The sequence below is a fragment of the Colwellia sp. BRX10-4 genome, assembly GCF_014077465.1.
Classification (GTDB): Bacteria; Pseudomonadota; Gammaproteobacteria; order Enterobacterales; family Alteromonadaceae; genus Colwellia_A.
In genome coordinates this window covers 126,672-144,803 of record NZ_JACGVZ010000009.1, presented here as the reverse complement: position 1 = coordinate 144,803, position 18,132 = coordinate 126,672, and the positions used below count along the sequence as shown (strand labels likewise).

Sequence of the window (18,132 nt, the reverse complement as noted above, 5' to 3'; positions counted from 1 at the left end):
ATCTTCGCCTCCGGCTTTCGCTGCTGCTCTACTTTCTGCTTCTGCTTCCGCTTTTGCTTCAGCAACTGCTTTACCATTTTCTGCTTCTTTAGCATCAGCAATTGCTTTTGCTTCAGTAGCTGCTTGTGCGGCAATTTCAGCTTCTGCTGCTACTTTGGCTTCAGCTTCTGCTTGCTGTTGTTCTTCAACTTCACTGCGCTTAACATAAGTGCGTTTTTTACGCACTTCAACATTAACTGACTTAGCTTTACTGCCATGTCCCATCGTTAACGTTGATTTAGATTTACGGTTAAGCGTCATTTTTAATGGTCCGGCTGTTGAGTCGTCACCATGTTGCTTTTTCAAGTGGTCTAACAATGCTTCTTTTTCATCTTGTGATACGGAATCGGTCGCGGATTTATTCACGCCAGAGTCAGCCAATTGGCTAACTAAGCGGTCCACCGGTGTACCAATTTCTTGAGCAAGTTCTGCTACAGTTGTGTTTGACATCTACTATATTCTCCCGGGAATTATTCTTCGTTAAACCAACAAATATTACGCGCAGCCATAATTAACTCACCCGCTTTGGTTTCATCTAATTCTTCAATATCGGCAATTTCGTCAACGCCTTGTTCAGCTAAGTCTTCAAGGGTAATTACACCACGACTCGCTAATACAAATGCTAAGTGACGTTCTAAACCGTCTAGCGCTAATAAATCAGCTGCTGGTTCTGCATTTTCAAGAGACTCTTCACTTGCTAATGCACGAGTCGTTAATGCCGCTTTGGCACGTTCACGAAGCGCTTCAACAATATCTTCATCCATGCCGTCAATTTCTAACATTTCAGCTGCTGGTACGTAAGCGATTTCTTCTAACGTAGCAAAACCTTCTTCTGCTAATAAGTTAGCAAAATCATCATCGATATCTAAGTTATCTGTAAACAATGAAATAACTTTATCGTTTTCGGCTTGATGCTTCTCGTTCATGTCAGCAACAGTCATCACGTTTAATTCCCAGCCAGTTAATTGGCTAGCTAAACGGATATTTTGACCACTACGACCAATGGCCATCGCTAAATTGCCTTCTTCAACAGCAATATCCATGGTGCCTTTGTCTTCATCAACAATAATTGATGCAACTTCAGCTGGAGCCATTGCGTTAATAACATATTGTGCTGGGTTATCGTCATATAAAACGATATCAACACGTTCACCACCAAGCTCAGTTGAAACGGCTTGCACACGTGAACCACGCATACCAACACAAGCACCTACTGGGTCAATACGCTTGTCATTAGATTTCACAGAAATCTTTGCACGTGAACCTGGATCGCGAGCAGCACCCTTAATTTCTAGCATCTCTTCGCCAATTTCTGGCACTTCTACGCGGAAAAGTTCAATTAACATTTCAGGCTTAGAACGAGTCACTAATAATTGTGCGCCACGCGTTTCTGTTTTAATTTCGTATAACAAACCGCGAACACGATCCCCTGGACGGAATGTTTCACGAGGTAACATATCGTCACGGTAGATAACCGCTTCTGCATTATTACCTAAATCAATAATGATACTATCGCGACTGGCTTTTTTAACTACACCTGTCACTAGCTCGCCAATTTGTTCTTGGTAAGCTTCAACAATAAGAGCACGTTCTGCTTCACGAATTTTTTGGACAATAACTTGTTTTGCTGTTTGCGTAGTTACACGGTCAAATTTAACTGATTCAATTTGATCTTCAATATAATCGCCTAACTGCAACTCTTCATTGTCGTACTGTGCAGCTGACAAACTCATTTCTGCAAATGGGTTTTCTGCTACGGCGTCATCGGCAACAACCAACCAACGTCGGAAGGTATCAAATTCACCATTAGTACGGTCAATAGCAACACGAACAATAATGTCACCTTCATATTTTTTCTTTGTTGCTGTTTCTAAAGCGGTTTCCATTGCTTCAAAAATGCTTTCACGGGGTAATGCTTTCTCGTTAGATACGGCATCTACAACCAGTAATATTTCCTTACTCATGCTACTTAGCCTTTTTAATCGTTTCTGAACAGTTCAACTATTTATGTAATGACGTTGAACAACTACGTATTTTTATTTTATTATTATTATTTGCTTAGCTTTTTTTATTATGATTAAAAACCAAATTGCCTTTAACAATATTACCAAGCACTAATTCATAGTCTTCACTGTCGACCGTTACTACTAAAGTATCGTTTTCAACGGCAGCTAAGCGACCTTTAAATTTGCGGCGACCGTTTAATGGTATAGATAATTTCACTTCAATAATTTCACCGATCACTGCTTCATAGTGTGGTTTATCGAATAACGGTCGGTCTAAACCGGGTGACGAAACTTCTAAATTAAACTCACTGCCGATAGGGTCTTCAACGTCAAGAATAGCGCCTACTTGACGGCTAACTTCAGCACAATCATCAACATCAATGCCATTCTCATGGTCGATAAACAAACGTAATACTGAATTATTACCAGCACTAATATACTCAATGCCTAATAATTCCTTACCAACTTCTTCAACAGCAGGACGTAACATGTCTGTTAATTTATGTTCAAACTTAGCCAATCATTTTCTCCAAATAAAATCTTACTTTGTCTTCATGTATCAACATCCAGATACAAAAAAAGGGCTTATAGCCCAGCAATTCTTAAAGCTTATCGTGCTGAACAAATGTCCCAGATACGAAAAAGCCCCAATACGCGGGGCTTATTACACTGAACCCACGATGTTGATTTAACCTAGTGACTTATAAAATAAGCCGTCAAATCGATACAACAATATAAAATTATTTTCTAACTTTGCTTTAAGCAATAGCCAAAAAGTGAATTTCAGTGAAATATTGTTATATTTAAGCTATGCGAATTATATAGCGACTACCACCGAATCGCAAGCCTAATTGATAGGATAAGCAATAAAACCTCAACTTATAGAGTTCATTAACGCCAACATTATATATCACTCTAAATAACAGTAAGTTAGTAATTTTTTATCAAGCATGCTATAAATTGAAGTAGGCCTAACTTTTCAGCAAATCAACTTATTATGTATAGCTATTCTCAATTATTAATGCGCAACGTCATTTTAGGGATGTTTTTTAATATTCTTATTATTGTTATGGTCAGTTATTTCTTTGCTACCTCACTCTCGAGTAAGCAATCAATGATGCAAAGCTCTATTTCAGCTATTATCGACACATCAGATAAGAGCAACCAATTAGAACAAGTTAAACTCTTAGTTAATCTAGCTGACTTTCAATTATTTTCCCTACAACAACAAAACAAAGAAATAATTAATTATAAGGCCGTAAACACCAATATACTTGTCCCTTATATCTCTCCTCCTATAGTGGTATTTACTCACTCATCTAATACGACCGTTAGTTATCAAATTAACAGTAATGATGCCGCGACATTGATCCTTAAAATAATGCTGGTCTCTATTTTAGCGAGCCTTATCATTATTGTTATTGCTTGTACGTTGAGTGTTAAGCACACTAAAAAGGTTGTTTTTGTGGTTAACAATAAAATTAAACAGGGTATTGCTCAAGTTATATCGATGAATAAACTTGAGGCTGGTGATGAAATTATTGACATGCCTGAATTAACTCATGGACTAAAAAAAGTCGAGGCATTACTTTCAGCGCATGTTAACGATGCCAGTGCACTTGAAAAGCAAGCTTATGTTGAACCTCTTACAAAATTAGAAAACCGTAATCGCTTTATTCAGTTTTTTGCTAATGATGAAAATCAGGTTGAATTTGGGGTCTTAGCGATAACACGCTGTTCTGAGCTGCAAACTATAAATCAAATACATGGTTACAGTGAAGGTGATAATTATATTTGCAAAGTTGCCGACATTATTAAAAGCGTTACTGCAACCTACCGAGGCGCAAATGTTTATCGGCTTAATAGTTCCGACTTTGCCACCTTGCTTCCTAACGTAACATTAAAAGAAGCAGAGAACGCTGCAAATGAAATATCCAGTAAATTTAACGCTTACCAACAATCATCAGATTTAGATTCAGTTGGCTATACTGGTTTAGTCTATTTCGAGAAAGACAAACCACTTGGCGAATTACTGGCACTCGCTGATACCGGTATCAGTATTGCACAAACTCAACAACTCAACTCTTGGTTTTCGCAAAGCGACAGTGACATTTTACATAGCTCTAGTGCGAGTTATGGCAACCAAAATTGGCGTCAAGAGATAGACAGTGTGTTAGAAAACCAACGGGTTAAATTACTTGTCCAACCGATAAAGCCTAATAGCCGTAACAACAAAGTCTATGGTGAAATTCTTGCCCGCTTTTTAAATTCATCGGATGAAATGTTACCCACCGCTTCTTTTATAGCTATGGCGGAAAAGCTTGATAAAATGATGGCTGTTGACAAAATGATTATTGAAAAAGTGATCAGTGAAATTAAAACAAAAAATTTACATGACCAATTTTTTGGCATCAACATCAGTTCACGCAGTATTCATGACGAACATTTTTTAATTTGGCTTGAACGTCGTTTATTGAAAGAAGCAACTATTGCTGCGAAATTGATCTTTGAGATAACGGAATACGGCCTCCAACAAAACATTAAAACCAGTAAGCGTTTTATTGATATGATCCACAGAGTCGGTTCTCGTATTACTGTTGAACGTTTTGGTGTGGGTTTAACCTCTTTTAAATTTTTCCGCGACCTTAAACCTGACTTTATTAAAATGGATAGTACTTATACACGTGATATTGATGATGATAAAAACAACCAGTACTTCATCCGATTAATGGTCGATCTTGCTCATCGCTTAAGTATCACTGTTCTAGCTGAAAGTGTTGAAAGCCAAGAAGAAAAATTTACTTTAGAAAAATTATTTATCGATGGTTGCCAAGGTTTTTATTTAGGAAAGCCTGAAGCGATTTAATTGAGTATAACTTAAAGCTAAACGTTCCATGTTAATAAAGGCCAAGCACGGCAAGAAGATAGTGCATATGCAATAAAAATTAAGGCATTGAGCGGTTGTCATCTGACTAATAAAGTCGGATAATAGCGTGAATTATCTCATAAAATTAATTTTCAAATGACAGATTATCTACTGCTGTTAGTTAGCACAGTATTAGTCAATAACTTTGTTCTCGTAAAGTTCCTAGGTTTATGCCCATTTATGGGGGTGTCTTCACGTACTGAAACTGCAATCGGTATGTCATTTGCCACCACCTTTGTAATGACTATTGCTTCGTTACTCAGCTACATCGTAAATACCTATATTCTTACTCCTCTGGGACTCGAATATCTAACGACTATGATGTTTATTTTAGTCATCGCTGTAGTTGTACAATTTACTGAAATGGTCGTACATAAAACCAGTGCCAACTTATACCGTTTACTGGGTATCTTCTTGCCTTTGATTACCACTAATTGCGCAGTATTAGGTGTTGCTTTATTAAATATTTATGAGCAACATAATTTTCTTGAGTCGATTGTCTATGGCTTTGGTGCGGCTGTCGGTTTTTCTCTTGTACTTATTATGTTTTCAGCGATGCGCGAAAAACTTGCTAATGCTGATATCCCAAAACCTTTTAAAGGTTCCGCTATCGCTATGATAACTGCTGGCTTAATGTCACTTGCCTTTATGGGTTTCACTGGTTTGGTGAAGTTGTAATGACCACCCTATTAGCAATACTAGTACTTGGCTGTATGGCGTTAGTCTTTGGCGCCATTCTTGGCTTCGCCTCTGTAAAATTTCACGTTGAGGGCGACCCTCTTGCCGAGCAGGTTGACGCTATTTTACCACAAACGCAATGTGGCCAATGCGGTTACCCTGGTTGTAAACCCTATGCAGAAGCAGTCGCGAACGGTGAGGCTATTAACAAATGCGCACCTGGCGGTGAAGATACCATCAAAAAAATAGCAGACTTAATGGGAGTTGAACCACCACCTCTTGACGAAAATCATGATACAGACAATTCTCCTAAAGTTGCTTTTATTATTGAAGAAGACTGTATTGGTTGTACTAAATGTATTCAAGCTTGCCCTGTAGATGCGATCTTAGGTACGACCAAACAAATGCACACTATAATAGCCGACGAATGTACTGGCTGTGACTTATGTATAGACCCTTGTCCGGTCGATTGCATCATAATGATACCTATCGCTAAAACACCACAAAACTGGCAATGGGATCTTAACAATATACCTGTGGTACAGCTTGATTAGGTGAGGATTCGTGGGATCAGTTATTGAACGTATAAAGCGCGCTAACTTTTGGACTTTTCATGGCGGTATACATCCACCAGAACAGAAGTTCTTAACCACTGATAAACCTATCAGAGCGGTTAGCATACCTGAACAGCTAATACTGCCATTACAGCAACACGTAGGTATTGCCGCAGATTTACGGGTAAAAATAGGCGATAAAGTACTTAAGGGCCAAGCACTCACCCAGAGTATGCATCCTATGGCTGTTCCTATTCACGCTCCTACGAGTGGCACTATTACTGCCATTAAAAATGCTGTTATTGCTCATCCCTCAGGCCTAAGCGAATTATGCTTATTTATTAAGCCAGACGGAGAAGATACATGGCAAGAACGTCATATATGTACTGATGTAAGTAAATTAACCCATAATGAAATAATTGATAAAATTTCTTCAGCCGGTATATCAGGCATGGGCGGTGCTGGTTTTCCTACACAAGTTAAAGTAAGTACTAGCGACAAAATACAATTCCTTATTATTAATGCCGCTGAATGTGAACCTTATATTAGTGCTGACGATTTATTAATTCGCGAGCACAGCCCGTCAATTCTTGATGGCATTAATATACTTGAACGTCTTCTTTCACCTAAACATATTCTGATTGGTATCGAAAATAATAAACCTGAAGCGATAAAAGTACTTCAGCAAGCAACGGCTAATAATGAAAAAATTCAAGTCTGTGTAGTGCCAACTAAATATCCTACTGGCGGTGAAAAACAGTTAATTCAAATATTAACAGGGCAAGAGGTTCCTTCAGGCGTTTTCCCTAGCTCTATGGGTATTGTTATGCACAATATTGCCACTTGCTTTGCAATAGCTGATGCAGTAATAAACGATATTCCATTAATAAAGCGGGTGGTTACAGTCAGTGGCCAAGCTTTACAGAAGCCACAGAATGTCTGGTCATTACTCGGCACACCCGTAGGCTTCTTACTCGAACAATGTGGTTACCCCAATAAAAATAAAAAACATATCATTATGGGTGGTCCAATGATGGGCTATAGCTTACCCACAGATCAAGTTCCCGTTGTAAAAACAACAAACTGTATACTTGCACCGAGTGAGCAAGAAATATCATCACCTTATTCAACCGGCACAAAAGAGGTTGAGTGTATCAGATGTGGCCAGTGTAGTGATGTCTGCCCCAGCCAATTGTTACCACAAGAATTACAGTGGAGCGCTAAAGCAAAAGATCACCAACAACTTGATAAATTAAACTTATTTGATTGTATTGAATGTGGTGCTTGTGCCTATGTTTGTCCGAGCCAGATCCCCTTGGTGCATTATTACCGAGTAGCAAAGTCTGAGATTCGTCAACAAAAACAACTTGATATAAAAGCTGATCATGCAAAGGTAAGGTTTGAAGCACGAAAAGAGCGTTTAGCCAGAGATAAAATAGCACGGGAGGAAAAACACAAAGCAGCAGCAGAAGCACGTAAAGCGCGGATGAATTCAGGTACCAGCGAAGCAAAAACAGAAAAATCAGCGGTTGCTGCCGCCTTAGCTCGAGTTAAAGCGAAAAAAGCTCAACAAACCCAAGGTAGTGAAAATATTACTGCACAGACAGTAGCACCACCGGCAGAAAATGAACAAAAAAGTCAAGTAAGCGCAGCTATTGCAAGAGCCAAAGCGAAAAAGCTAGCCGCTCAACAAAATACGGCAACTTATAAATCAGAGCCGCAAAGTGCGATGGGAGATGTTCCCTCCGCAGTTGATGATAAAAAAGCTAAAATTGCCGCAGCTGTTGCAAAGGCGAAAACCCGTAAGCTTGCTGAAAAGAATAACAATAGCGCAGATGATAGCGACTTACCCCTTGATAATAAAATTATTGTCGAAGCAGCCACACAAGCAAACCAGGCTGATATGGTTGTTCCTGCTAATGATAAAAAAGCTAAAATTGCTGCAGCTGTTGCAAAGGCGAAAGCCCGTAAGCTTGCTGAAAAAAATAACAATAGCGCAGATGATAGCGACTTAACCCTTGATAATAACATTGTTATCGAAGCAGCCACACCAGCAAACCAGGCTGACATAGTCGTTCCAGCTGATGATAAAAAAGCTAAAGTTGCTGCAGCTGTTGCAAAGGCGAAAGCCCGCAAACTTGCCCAGCAACAAGCAAAATTGACGGCTAATCCTAGCGAAGAAAAAACTAACAAACCCGTAAAATCAGAGTTGACGTAATATTATGGCCTTTTGGATAGCAAGCTCACCACATAATCATGTTCAAAGTGAAACATCATCAATAATGCGTATGGTTATTTACGCCACTATTCCCGGTGTATTTGCCCAGTGGTATTTTTTTGGCTGGGGTAATTTAATCCATATCTCACTCGCTGTTTTCACCGCATTAATTGCAGAATTTATCGTTTTATCGTTACGAGAGAAAAATATCAAGGCGCAACTATTTGATGGCAGCGCTATTTTAACCGCGGTATTACTGGCGATTAGTTTACCCGCCATAGCGCCGTGGTGGGTCACTGTCATCGGTGTATCTTTTGCGATTATTGTCGTAAAGCAACTATATGGTGGTCTAGGTCATAACCCTTTCAACCCTGCAATGGCCGCTTATGTCATGCTATTGATTTCATTTCCGGTACAAATGACATCCTGGTTACCGCCACTTGAACTAATGACCTTACCGTTAAATTTTGTTGATACACTCTCTGTAATTTTTAGTAACTTTACCATTGATGGCTATTCTGTTGAACAACTGCGAACACATGTCGATGGTTACACTATGGCAACCCCCTTAGATACGGTAAAAACAAACCTAACACTGGGCTTAAACATTGCAGAAAGTATGACAAGCCCCGTCATTGGTGAAAATTTTGGCGTGGGCTGGGAATGGGTTAGTGCTGGGTTTTTACTGGGTGGTTTATTCTTAATAGGCAAAAAAACAATTCATTGGGCAACCCCCGTTAGCTTTTTAGCAAGCGTATTTTTTTGTTCATTAATTGCTTTTTTATATAGCCAAGATACTAACGCTTCAACACTCTTCCATTGGTTTAATGGTGCATGTATGTTTGGTGCATTCTTTATTTTAACGGACCCGGTTTCCGGTGCTACCAGTATTAAAGGCCGAATCGTTTTTGGCGCATTAGCAGGATTTTTAGTCTTTATTATTAGAAAATATGGCGGTTACCCAGATGGTGTCGCGTTTGCAGTGCTAATTTGTAATATGGCTGCTCCACTAATAGATCAGTACACACGCCCCCGTACTTATGGGCATAATATTTCATCAAGTAAAGCAGGCAAATAATAATGGTCCTTTCTCTTACCAGTGCAGTCAGTAAAAATGCCAGGATCCTCGCTTTATTTGCTATTGCTTGTACGGCAATTGTTGGCGTGGTTCATTCACTCACCAAAGATCAAATTATCTTGCAGCAACAGCAAGACTTATTGCGTAATTTAAACAGTATCATTGCCAAAAACAGCTACAACAATGTTATCTATAAAGACTGCTTCATTCTACCTAACGAGGCATTAGGCACAGTTAACCCACCAAAAGTTTACCGGGCAAGAAATGATAATAGCCCAGTTGCTGCAGCAATTACCACCGTTGCACCAGATGGATACAGTGGTAATATAGAGCTTATTGTTGCCATCAATATCGATGGAAGTATAAGTGGAGTTAGAACATTAAAACACCAAGAAACGCCTGGATTGGGCGATAAAATTGAAGAGAAAAAAAGCGATTGGATTAATAGCTTTACCGGTAAAAAGCTCATTGATAAAAATGATAATCGTTGGTTAGTAAGAAAAGATGGCGGCATGTTTGATCAGTTCACAGGCGCGACAATAACCCCACGTGCTGTAGTCAAAGCAGTGCGTAAATCAGTTAATTATTTTAACGCTCACCAAGATGAATTATTTGAAGCTGCGAGTAATTGTTCAAATCAAGATGTTGCTAAGGGAGCTTAATCGTCATGAAAATTAACGATGAATATAAAGAATTAGCTTGGCAAGGTTTATGGAAGAATAATCCGGGTATAGTACAGCTTTTAGGATTGTGTCCATTATTAGCCGTAACATCGACCCTAACAAATGCTATTGGTTTGGGCTTAGCGACCTTATTTGTTCTTATTTGTTCAAATACTACCGTATCGGCAATACGCAAATGGGTACCTAAAGAAATTAGGATCCCTATTTTTGTTTTAATTATTGCTTCTTTTGTTACCTGTGTGCAGTTATTGATGAATGCCTATACTTTTGGATTATATCAATCACTTGGCATATTCTTACCCTTAATTGTTACTAACTGTGCCATTATTGGTAGAGCGGAGGCATACGCCTCTAAAAATCCAATTAAACAAGCAAGCTTTGACGGTTTAATGATGGGTTTAGGCTTTTTATTAATATTGATTTTGTTAGGTGCAGTAAGAGAAATACTTGGCCAAGGAACGCTATTTGATGGCGCTAATTTATTACTTGGCGAATGGGCAAGTATATTACGTGTTGAAGTGTATACCCTAGATAGTCAATTTTTACTCGCGATACTACCTCCAGGTGCTTTTATTGTTATGGGCTTATTTATAGCTTTAAAAAACGCCATTGATGATCGAGTAGCAGCCGCTAAGCCTAAAACAGAAAGTAAGGAAATTGCACGAGTTCGTGTCAATTTTGATGAAAAATAATAATAAAAGAATAACGCCATGAATAAAGCACAACGTTTAGAAATATTAACTCGGTTACGAGACAATAATCCGCACCCAACGACTGAACTTAATTTTTCTTCACCTTTTGAGTTGCTTATTGCTGTGCTACTTTCAGCACAATCGACGGATGTTGGTGTTAACAAAGCCACAGCAAAACTTTATCCTGTTGCTAATACCCCTCAAGCTATACTTGATTTAGGGCTTGATGGTTTGAAGTTTTATATAAAAACAATTGGTTTATTTAATACTAAAGCGGCAAACACGCTAAAAACATGCCAAATGTTAGTTGATTTACATAGTGGCGAAGTCCCCAAAGAAAGAGCAGCATTAGAAGCCTTACCTGGGGTCGGTAGAAAAACAGCAAATGTTGTTTTAAACACCGCTTTTGGCCAACTAAAAGATAATGAAGGTAAGTACTTTATCGCTGTAGACACCCATATTCAAAGACTGGCAAATCGTACCGGTTATGCGAAAGGGAAAACAGTTGAAGAAACCGAAAAAAATATTATTAAAAATACTCCAAGAAAAACAGAGTTTTTTTATAACTTACATCACTGGTTCATTCTTCATGGTCGTTATACTTGTATAGCAAGAACGCCCCGTTGTGGTTCTTGTATAATAGAAGATTTATGCAGTTTTAAAGAGAAAATCAGTTAATTCGTTCTGGGTTATTATCTGTCCATAGCCGTTAGTTATAAACTTATATACTTGTCGTATATCCGTAAAAACTCACCACTTTCTTTGATTTTAATTAACCCAAAATTAAAGTCATCTCGAATTTTTTTACCTCTAAATACAGGACGATAGTCCATGGGTTTATCGATAGTAAGTTTGTGCTCGGTAATTTCTTGGCTATCTAGACCATGCATTAACTTAAGTTTATTGACAAAATATCTAAAGATATAACGATCACTTACCACCACATCATAGCGCCCAAAATACAGTAATTTAACTTGTGTTAGCTGGTCGCTAACACCATAAAACCGACTGTCTTCTTTTACTTTTTTAAGCCATTTAGGATAGCGTTTATCTGCTCCTTGAAAAGAAACCACATTCAACGAATCTAAATCTTTAGGCCTTTTTAGTAAAATATCTTTGCTCTTTAGAGTAATAAATACATTGTCATAGATAACTGCTGCTTTGGCATAAAAACCGCCTTGTGATTTTAAGTTTACCCCCATATCTACCATGACTGCATTAACTAAATTATTTTAAAGGCATAAGGGATCCGTCCTAATGGAAAGTACATTGGCTTTAACGTATACCCTTTATGAGCTAAAGCGGCCCTAATAATATCTATTTCAATTCCACTATTATCATCTTCAAAAATATAAGGAGGAATTTCTTTACTAAAAGCCATTGATACTTCTGTAGCTTGGCTAATAATAGGCAATAGGAGGCTACAGAAAATCAAGCTATATTTAAGTTTTATTGCTTTTATCATGTTGTTAATTTGTTTTAATATTGTTAACAGGACACATAGGAATATAAAATAAACTATTGATAATGTCATTTTATTTTTCAGTGGGTATATTTACTCATACTCGATTTTAATTAGCATAGTAAATAAAATACTTTCTGTTTATAGTGGTAATTAATGTAATGATCAATTAATTATTATCTAAACAACAAATGAAGTCTTTGATGTTTGCAAGTCATTACTTTTTATTAGCTAACAATACAAAACAGGTACAAAATGAAATTTTTACACACGATGGTTCGCGTACATGATTTAGATAAGTCACTCAATTTTTATATTAATCAGCTAGGACTCATTGAAACAAAACGTGTCGATGTACCCAAAGGGAAGTTTTCGTTGATCTTTCTTGCAGCAGAAGTTGGCGGCCCTGAAATTGAACTAACCCATAACTGGGATTCTGAAGAAGAATATACCGTTGGCAGAAACTTTGGTCATTTAGCCTTTGAGGTTGCTGACATATATAAAACTTGTGCGGCGCTAATGGCATCAGGTGTTGTTATTAATCGTCCGCCTCGTGATGGCCATATGGCTTTCGTAAAATCTCCAGACGGCATATCTATTGAGTTATTGCAAAAAGATGACGCATTAGCCCCTCAAGAGCCTTGGTTGAGTATGGAGAATCAAGGGAGCTGGTAAAGTAACGGCTTAATTATCTTGTCGATGACATTCACTCGACAAGATAATGACTAATTACTTGAGTACTGATAATAAATCACTGTGATCATCGGTCCATATTATACGACTCTTTTCGCCAATATTTGGCATTGGCCAGGCACTCGCGTATATTTTAATGCGCGCATCATTCAGAAAAAACTCATTATTTGTTACTAGCACCCACTGAACATTATGTTCATTTTCTTTATCGGCTAGCGTTTCTACATAAACAATTTTTGTATCTAATACATCGGCTAAACCACGTACTAACGGTATTAAATTCAGGTGTGAATTAGAAATGTGTATCGCTAATACCCCATCTTTTTTTAGGTGCTTAAAATATAGCAGCAATGCTTCTTTTGTTAATAAATGCTGTGGAATGGAATCACCCGAGAAGGCGTCAATGACTAAGGCATCAAACTGTTGACTACCAGAATGTTCAAATTGTTGCGTTAAGCTAACCCGACCATCGCCTAAAACTACTTCAATGTTGGCCGCAGAATCTTTTAAGTAACTAAAATAGTTATTAGCGGCAAAAATAACCGCAGGGTTTAATTCATAAAATATATAGTGGTCAGTTTTATTACCATAAGCGGCTAATGTGCCTGCGCCCAAGCCCACAAATCCGGCATTTATATTTTGAACACTCCCCTCTTGTCGTCTTTGTTTAGTCAGTTGTTCAAGTGCAAGAGCAACACCGGTATTTTTTCTATAGTAACTTAATGGCGTTTTTTCATTGCCTTTCTCTAATGATTGCGTACCGTGTGATGTTGTTCCATCAATCAAACGACGTTGCACTTTATTATTAACTTCTACATCTTTAACGCTTAAAATGCCGTAAAAATTACGTTCACTTGCCACATTAGTTTTAACAAAAAGCGTATTAAGATAAAATAATCCCACGGTAAAACTGATGGCTAAAATAAGATTAGTTGCCACTAACCAAGTTTGCGTTTTTATTGCCGTATTTCTTTGTGAATAAATACTCAAAGCTAAAAGAACAAAGACACTCATAATAGCTAAAGGAAATTCTAAGAATTGATCAAAGATATTTTGCGCAATAAAAGCAACAAAGGCACTACCTAAAAAGCCCCCCAGTGACATAAACAAGTAAAACAAAGTCAAATGCTGAACTTGCGGTTTTAAACGTGCTAATTCCCCATGACAAATCATACATGCACTAAATAATATACAAGCGTAAATAACAACTTGCGAAATAATATCGAGTTGAGAGCCAATAAAGTACATCAACAAAGCTAAACAGGCCGTGAGTACAAATAGCGCAAACCAATATTCTCTGACATACCACTTTGAGCTATGAAAACTAATAATAAAAGTCAGTAGGTATAAACACAGCGGCACTATCCATAAAAAAGGCACCGGGGGAATATTTTGTGTCATCGCATTGGTAGACGCCACTAATAAAACAACACCAACCATGGCTAATGCTATCCATAAAATCTTATCCAACAATGTGGTTGTTATGACGCTTTTATCCAACGCTTGCCGGGTACTTTGCTCAACAGAAGTAAAACTTAACTTTGACATTTTCAATAATAACGTTACCAGTAGTAACGCATAACAACCATACCCGAACGTCCAATAGTTTGATTGTTGAGTTGTTGTTAGCAGCGGTTCAAATAGAAAAGGAAAACTGATTAACGCCAGAAAAGAACCTACATTGGATAATGAATACAATTGATAAGGGAGTTTTCCTATTTCGATATAAGTTAACCATCGCTGTATTAACGGACCCGTTGACGACAAAATAAAATAAGGTAACCCTATCGATACGGTTAATAACAGTAGGATATTTTGAAGTGGCGAACTTGTCTGTGAAATATCAGCCCAATCTTGAATACCAATAGGAAGAAATAACACACTAACAAGCAGAAAGACCGAGTGAATAATTAATTGTTTTTTGACAGATTTAACTTGTGTTAAACAGTGAGCGTAAAAATATCCCAATAATAGAAAAGCTTGAAAAAATAATAAACATGCAGTCCAGACGGCTGAACCACCGCCAAAATATGGCAAAATCAATTTAGCAATAAGGGGTTGTACTTGGAATAATAAAAAAGCACTTAAAAAAATAATCGCCAGATATAGCATTTAATATATTTCTCTTAATCGTCAAACTAACTAGCTAATTGCTGGTCACGCTTTTGTTATCTAATGAGGGCACTCTTTTAATACCCTTCATCATGAACATAAAAAAAGCGCTACACAGCGCTTTTTTTATTTTAGGCTAAAGGTATTATTCAGCTTTTGGTTTTGCCTTAGCTTTTGCTTTTGGCTTTGCTTTAGCCTTGGCTTTGGGTTTTACTTTTTTCTTTGCTTCTTCAACCCATTTACCCTCAACATACTTTGCATTCCAGCCCGTTGCTTTAGGTTTTGCACCATCAGCTTCAGGTGCAAGTTCAGTCATTACATACTGTTCTTTGGTTTTACGACTATAGCGTACAACGGCTAAGTTTCCGTCAGGATCCTTGATAGGAGCATCGGCTAAATAATAAAATTTACTCGATATTCTGTCTCTAAAACGCTGTAATTCTTCAACTTTAGGTGCACGTGTTTCTCTTGAGCGCGGAAAAGTGTTCGCTGCCAAGAAAATACCCGCTGCGCCATCACGTAAGACAAAGTGTGCCTCTGATTTTTCACAGAGTAATTCAGGTAGTTGCACAGGATCTTCTTTTGGAGGAGCCGCTTCACCACTTGCTAGTAACTTACGTGTATTTTTACATTCTGCATTGGTACAATCAAAATATTTACCAAAACGGCCTGACTTCAGTTCCATTTCAGCCTCACAACGATCACATTCTAAAATGGGACCATCGTAACCTTTTATTTTAAACTCGCCAGTCTCAACTTCAATACCATCACAAACAGGGTTATTACCACAAACATGTAGCTTACGCGTTTCGTCGATTAAATAACTGTCCATCGCAGTACTACATTTATCACAGCGTCGCATAGCACGCAGTGCATCAGTTTCTTGGTCTTCCACTAAGACACTGACCGCTTCTTCGCCAGAAGTAAGGTTCATCGTTTGCGTACAACGCTCTTTTGGCGGCAAAGCATAACCAGAACAGCCTAAGAAGACGCCAGTAGAAGCAGTACGAATACCCATTTTGCGACCACAGGTCGGACAATCAATATCCGTTAATACCGGTTCATTATTACGCATGCCACCTTCTTCAGTAGGCATATCGGCTTGGCTTAACTGTTTAGTGAAATTTTTATAGAAACCGTTAAGGACATCTTTCCAATTAGCTTTACCCTCAGCCACTTCATCAAGCTCTTGCTCCATGTTGGCGGTAAAATCATAATTCATTAAGTCTTTAAAACTTTCAGATAAACTATCAGTAACAATTTCACCCATTTTTTCGGCGTAAAAGCGTTTTTTATCTAAGCGTGCGTAACCACGGTCTTGAATAGTAGAAATAATTGACGCATACGTTGATGGACGACCAATTGAACGCTTTTCTAATTCTTTTACTAGTGATGCTTCACCAAAACGAGCCGGTGGTTTAGTAAAGTGTTGCGCTGGATTTAACTGCTCTAGGGTTAATACTTCACCCACAGATAAATCAGGTAAATGCTTGTCATCACCTTTTGATAATTGCGGATGGACTCTTGTCCAACCGTCAAATTGCATGACGCGACCTTTGGCCTTTAAATCAAAGCCTGAAGCACCAACAGTAATGGTACTAACGGTATAACGCGCAGCTGTCATTTGACAAGCAACAAACTGTCGCCAAATTAGGTCGTAAAGCTTCTTAGCATCGGCTTCAATACCTTCCATAAATGCAGATTCTATTTTAACATTTGATGGACGAATCGCTTCATGGGCCTCTTGGGCACCCGACTTACTGCTATAAATTTTTGCTTTCTCAGGTAAATAATTTTCACCAAAGTTTTTAGCGATATAACCACGACACATTTCAACCGCATCTTTACTTAGATTGGTTGAATCGGTACGCATATAAGTGATATGACCTGCTTCGTATAAACGCTGAGCTAACCCCATTGTACGCTTTACGCCAAAACCTAATTTAGTACTTGCTGCCTGTTGCAGTGTCGACGTAATAAAAGGAGCAGAGGGGGTACTTTTTGACGGTTTATCATCACGTTTATTTACGGTATAGGCTGATTTTTCTAAGCTTGCTAATGCTGTTTTCGCATCTTTTTCGTTGGTCGGCTTAAATGCTTTACCATTTTCGTGGGTAACATCTAATGGAAAATCTAAACCTGAAGCGGTTTTTGTGTCAGCGGTGATTTCCCAGAATTCTTTCGGGTCAAACGCTTTAATCTCACGTTCTTTTTCAACAACTAATTTAACAGCAACCGACTGTACGCGACCGGCAGATAAACCACGGGCAACTTTTTTCCACAATAATGGACTAACCATAAAGCCAACAACACGGTCAAGAAAACGTCTTGCTTGTTGAGCATTCACACCGGGCATACTTAATTCGCCAGGTGTAGAGAAGGCTTGCTGGATAGCATTTTCAGTTATTTCATTAAAGACAACACGTTTAAATTTGCTGTCATCACCGCCAATAATTTCTTTCAAGTGCCAGGCAATCGCTTCTCCCTCGCGATCCAAATCGGTTGCGAGATAGACAGTGTCGGCTGAACTGGCAAGTTTGATTAATTCAGCAACAACTTTTTCTTTGCCTTCGAGTATTTGATAATTTGCTTCCCAATCATTTTCAGGATCAATACCCATGCGGTTAACAAGTGCTAGCTTATCTCGTTTAGCTTTATATTTAGCTTTCGCTGCAGGTGCCATTTTTCTGACTTCAGCAGGAGATTTCGCGGCAACTTTTTTACCAGTACTACTGTGAGGAAGATCACGTACATGACCGACACTAGATTTCACAATAAAGTCTTTACCAAGATATTTGTTAATTGTCTTCGCTTTGGCTGGTGATTCGACAATAACCAGAGATTTTGCCATATATATATACTTTCCTACGTCACTGGCTATTTTTTTTGCCAGTATAATTACATTTCGGTCAGAACTGTCTAAAAATTAGCCGAGCAACTCATTTTTAGCACAAAAAAACCATAAATCATTGAAATTAGAATTCCTATTAG

At 38.2% G+C, this 18,132-nt stretch carries 16 protein-coding genes; 9 read left to right on the top strand and 7 right to left on the bottom strand.

Going from position 1 to position 18,132, the window contains the following annotated elements; all coding sequences use genetic code 11:
* The 3 genes from H4J67_RS09685 to rimP form a co-directional block, all read right to left on the bottom strand.
* The coding region (locus H4J67_RS09685) for a translation initiation factor IF-2 associated domain-containing protein (RefSeq protein ID WP_182203573.1) at nt 1–489 on the bottom strand (489 nt) is incomplete at its 3' end.
* Nucleotides 490–509: 20 nt separating this feature from the next.
* Entirely contained in the window at nt 510–2,003 is a 1,494-nt protein-coding gene (nusA, locus tag H4J67_RS09680; protein ID WP_070376182.1) for a transcription termination factor NusA, read from the bottom strand.
* 94 nt (nt 2,004–2,097) lie between these two features.
* Nucleotides 2,098–2,565 (bottom strand): ribosome maturation factor RimP, encoded by a 468-nt coding sequence (gene rimP / locus H4J67_RS09675; RefSeq protein WP_070376181.1) that lies wholly within the window; start codon nt 2,563–2,565, stop codon nt 2,098–2,100.
* A gap of 477 nt (nt 2,566–3,042) precedes the next feature.
* Here rimP and H4J67_RS09670 point away from each other — a divergent pair, with 477 nt between their 5' ends.
* The 8 genes from H4J67_RS09670 (at nt 3,043) to nth (ending at nt 11,552) form a co-directional block, all read left to right on the top strand.
* On the top strand, nt 3,043–4,911 hold the full coding sequence (locus tag H4J67_RS09670; protein WP_182171354.1) for an EAL domain-containing protein: 1,869 nt from the start codon (nt 3,043–3,045) through the stop codon (nt 4,909–4,911).
* A gap of 156 nt (nt 4,912–5,067) precedes the next feature.
* The gene (gene rsxA / locus H4J67_RS09665; protein ID WP_070376179.1) at nt 5,068–5,649 is read left to right on the top strand and encodes an electron transport complex subunit RsxA; all 582 of its coding nucleotides are present in this window, start codon (nt 5,068–5,070) and stop codon (nt 5,647–5,649) included.
* Nucleotides 5,649–6,203, top strand: a complete 555-nt coding sequence (gene rsxB, locus H4J67_RS09660) for an electron transport complex subunit RsxB (protein WP_070376178.1) — start codon at nt 5,649–5,651, stop codon at nt 6,201–6,203. Before rsxA ends, rsxB begins: the two co-directional genes overlap by 1 nt.
* 10 nt (nt 6,204–6,213) lie before the next feature.
* Complete coding sequence (rsxC, locus tag H4J67_RS09655; protein WP_182171351.1) at nt 6,214–8,421, top strand: electron transport complex subunit RsxC; 2,208 nt, start codon at nt 6,214–6,216, stop codon at nt 8,419–8,421.
* A 4-nt stretch (nt 8,422–8,425) separates the two neighbouring features.
* The gene (gene rsxD / locus H4J67_RS09650) at nt 8,426–9,499 is read left to right on the top strand and encodes an electron transport complex subunit RsxD (RefSeq protein ID WP_182171348.1); all 1,074 of its coding nucleotides are present in this window, start codon (nt 8,426–8,428) and stop codon (nt 9,497–9,499) included.
* 2 nt (nt 9,500–9,501) lie between these two features.
* The gene (gene rsxG, locus H4J67_RS09645; protein ID WP_182171345.1) at nt 9,502–10,161 is read left to right on the top strand and encodes an electron transport complex subunit RsxG; all 660 of its coding nucleotides are present in this window, start codon (nt 9,502–9,504) and stop codon (nt 10,159–10,161) included.
* A 5-nt stretch (nt 10,162–10,166) separates the two neighbouring features.
* Entirely contained in the window at nt 10,167–10,874 is a 708-nt protein-coding gene (locus H4J67_RS09640; RefSeq protein ID WP_182171342.1) for an electron transport complex subunit E, read from the top strand.
* An 18-nt stretch (nt 10,875–10,892) separates the two neighbouring features.
* Nucleotides 10,893–11,552, top strand: a complete 660-nt coding sequence (nth, locus tag H4J67_RS09635; RefSeq protein WP_182203571.1) for an endonuclease III — start codon at nt 10,893–10,895, stop codon at nt 11,550–11,552.
* A gap of 35 nt (nt 11,553–11,587) precedes the next feature.
* Here the strand turns inward: nth and H4J67_RS09630 are convergent, their stop codons facing one another.
* On the bottom strand, nt 11,588–12,076 hold the full coding sequence (locus H4J67_RS09630; RefSeq protein ID WP_259368545.1) for an ABC transporter substrate-binding protein: 489 nt from the start codon (nt 12,074–12,076) through the stop codon (nt 11,588–11,590).
* Nucleotides 12,077–12,096: 20 nt separating this feature from the next.
* Complete coding sequence (locus H4J67_RS20560) at nt 12,097–12,255, bottom strand: hypothetical protein (RefSeq protein WP_259368544.1); 159 nt, start codon at nt 12,253–12,255, stop codon at nt 12,097–12,099.
* A gap of 336 nt (nt 12,256–12,591) precedes the next feature.
* On the opposite strand from H4J67_RS20560, the gene H4J67_RS09625 reads away from it, so the two are divergent.
* The gene (locus H4J67_RS09625) at nt 12,592–13,011 is read left to right on the top strand and encodes a VOC family protein (protein WP_182171340.1); all 420 of its coding nucleotides are present in this window, start codon (nt 12,592–12,594) and stop codon (nt 13,009–13,011) included.
* 54 nt (nt 13,012–13,065) lie between these two features.
* On the opposite strand, the gene H4J67_RS09620 is transcribed toward H4J67_RS09625, so the two are convergent.
* Together H4J67_RS09620 and topA are read right to left on the bottom strand one after the other, a co-directional pair.
* Nucleotides 13,066–15,141 (bottom strand): spermidine synthase, encoded by a 2,076-nt coding sequence (locus H4J67_RS09620; RefSeq protein WP_182203569.1) that lies wholly within the window; start codon nt 15,139–15,141, stop codon nt 13,066–13,068.
* Nucleotides 15,142–15,286: 145 nt separating this feature from the next.
* A complete protein-coding gene (gene topA, locus H4J67_RS09615) occupies nt 15,287–17,992 on the bottom strand; it encodes a type I DNA topoisomerase (protein ID WP_182203567.1) in 2,706 nt (901 codons plus the stop codon).
* Nucleotides 17,993–18,132 lie beyond the last annotated feature (140 nt).

Excerpts from the sequence above, each read along its gene's own strand:
- H4J67_RS09625 (WP_182171340.1), top strand. The coding sequence starts at position 12,592 with ATGAAATTTTTACACACGATGGTTCGCGTACATGATTTAGATAAGTCA.
- H4J67_RS20560 (WP_259368544.1), bottom strand. The coding sequence starts at position 12,255 with ATGGCTTTTAGTAAAGAAATTCCTCCTTATATTTTTGAAGATGATAAT.
- rsxA (WP_070376179.1), top strand. The coding sequence starts at position 5,068 with ATGACAGATTATCTACTGCTGTTAGTTAGCACAGTATTAGTCAATAAC.
- topA (WP_182203567.1), bottom strand. The coding sequence starts at position 17,992 with ATGGCAAAATCTCTGGTTATTGTCGAATCACCAGCCAAAGCGAAGACA.
- H4J67_RS09630 (WP_259368545.1), bottom strand. The coding sequence starts at position 12,076 with ATGGGGGTAAACTTAAAATCACAAGGCGGTTTTTATGCCAAAGCAGCA.
- H4J67_RS09670 (WP_182171354.1), top strand. The coding sequence starts at position 3,043 with ATGTATAGCTATTCTCAATTATTAATGCGCAACGTCATTTTAGGGATG.
- rsxD (WP_182171348.1), top strand. The coding sequence starts at position 8,426 with ATGGCCTTTTGGATAGCAAGCTCACCACATAATCATGTTCAAAGTGAA.
- rsxG (WP_182171345.1), top strand. The coding sequence starts at position 9,502 with ATGGTCCTTTCTCTTACCAGTGCAGTCAGTAAAAATGCCAGGATCCTC.
- H4J67_RS09640 (WP_182171342.1), top strand. The coding sequence starts at position 10,167 with ATGAAAATTAACGATGAATATAAAGAATTAGCTTGGCAAGGTTTATGG.
- nusA (WP_070376182.1), bottom strand. The coding sequence starts at position 2,003 with ATGAGTAAGGAAATATTACTGGTTGTAGATGCCGTATCTAACGAGAAA.
- nth (WP_182203571.1), top strand. The coding sequence starts at position 10,893 with ATGAATAAAGCACAACGTTTAGAAATATTAACTCGGTTACGAGACAAT.
- H4J67_RS09620 (WP_182203569.1), bottom strand. The coding sequence starts at position 15,141 with ATGCTATATCTGGCGATTATTTTTTTAAGTGCTTTTTTATTATTCCAA.
- rsxB (WP_070376178.1), top strand. The coding sequence starts at position 5,649 with ATGACCACCCTATTAGCAATACTAGTACTTGGCTGTATGGCGTTAGTC.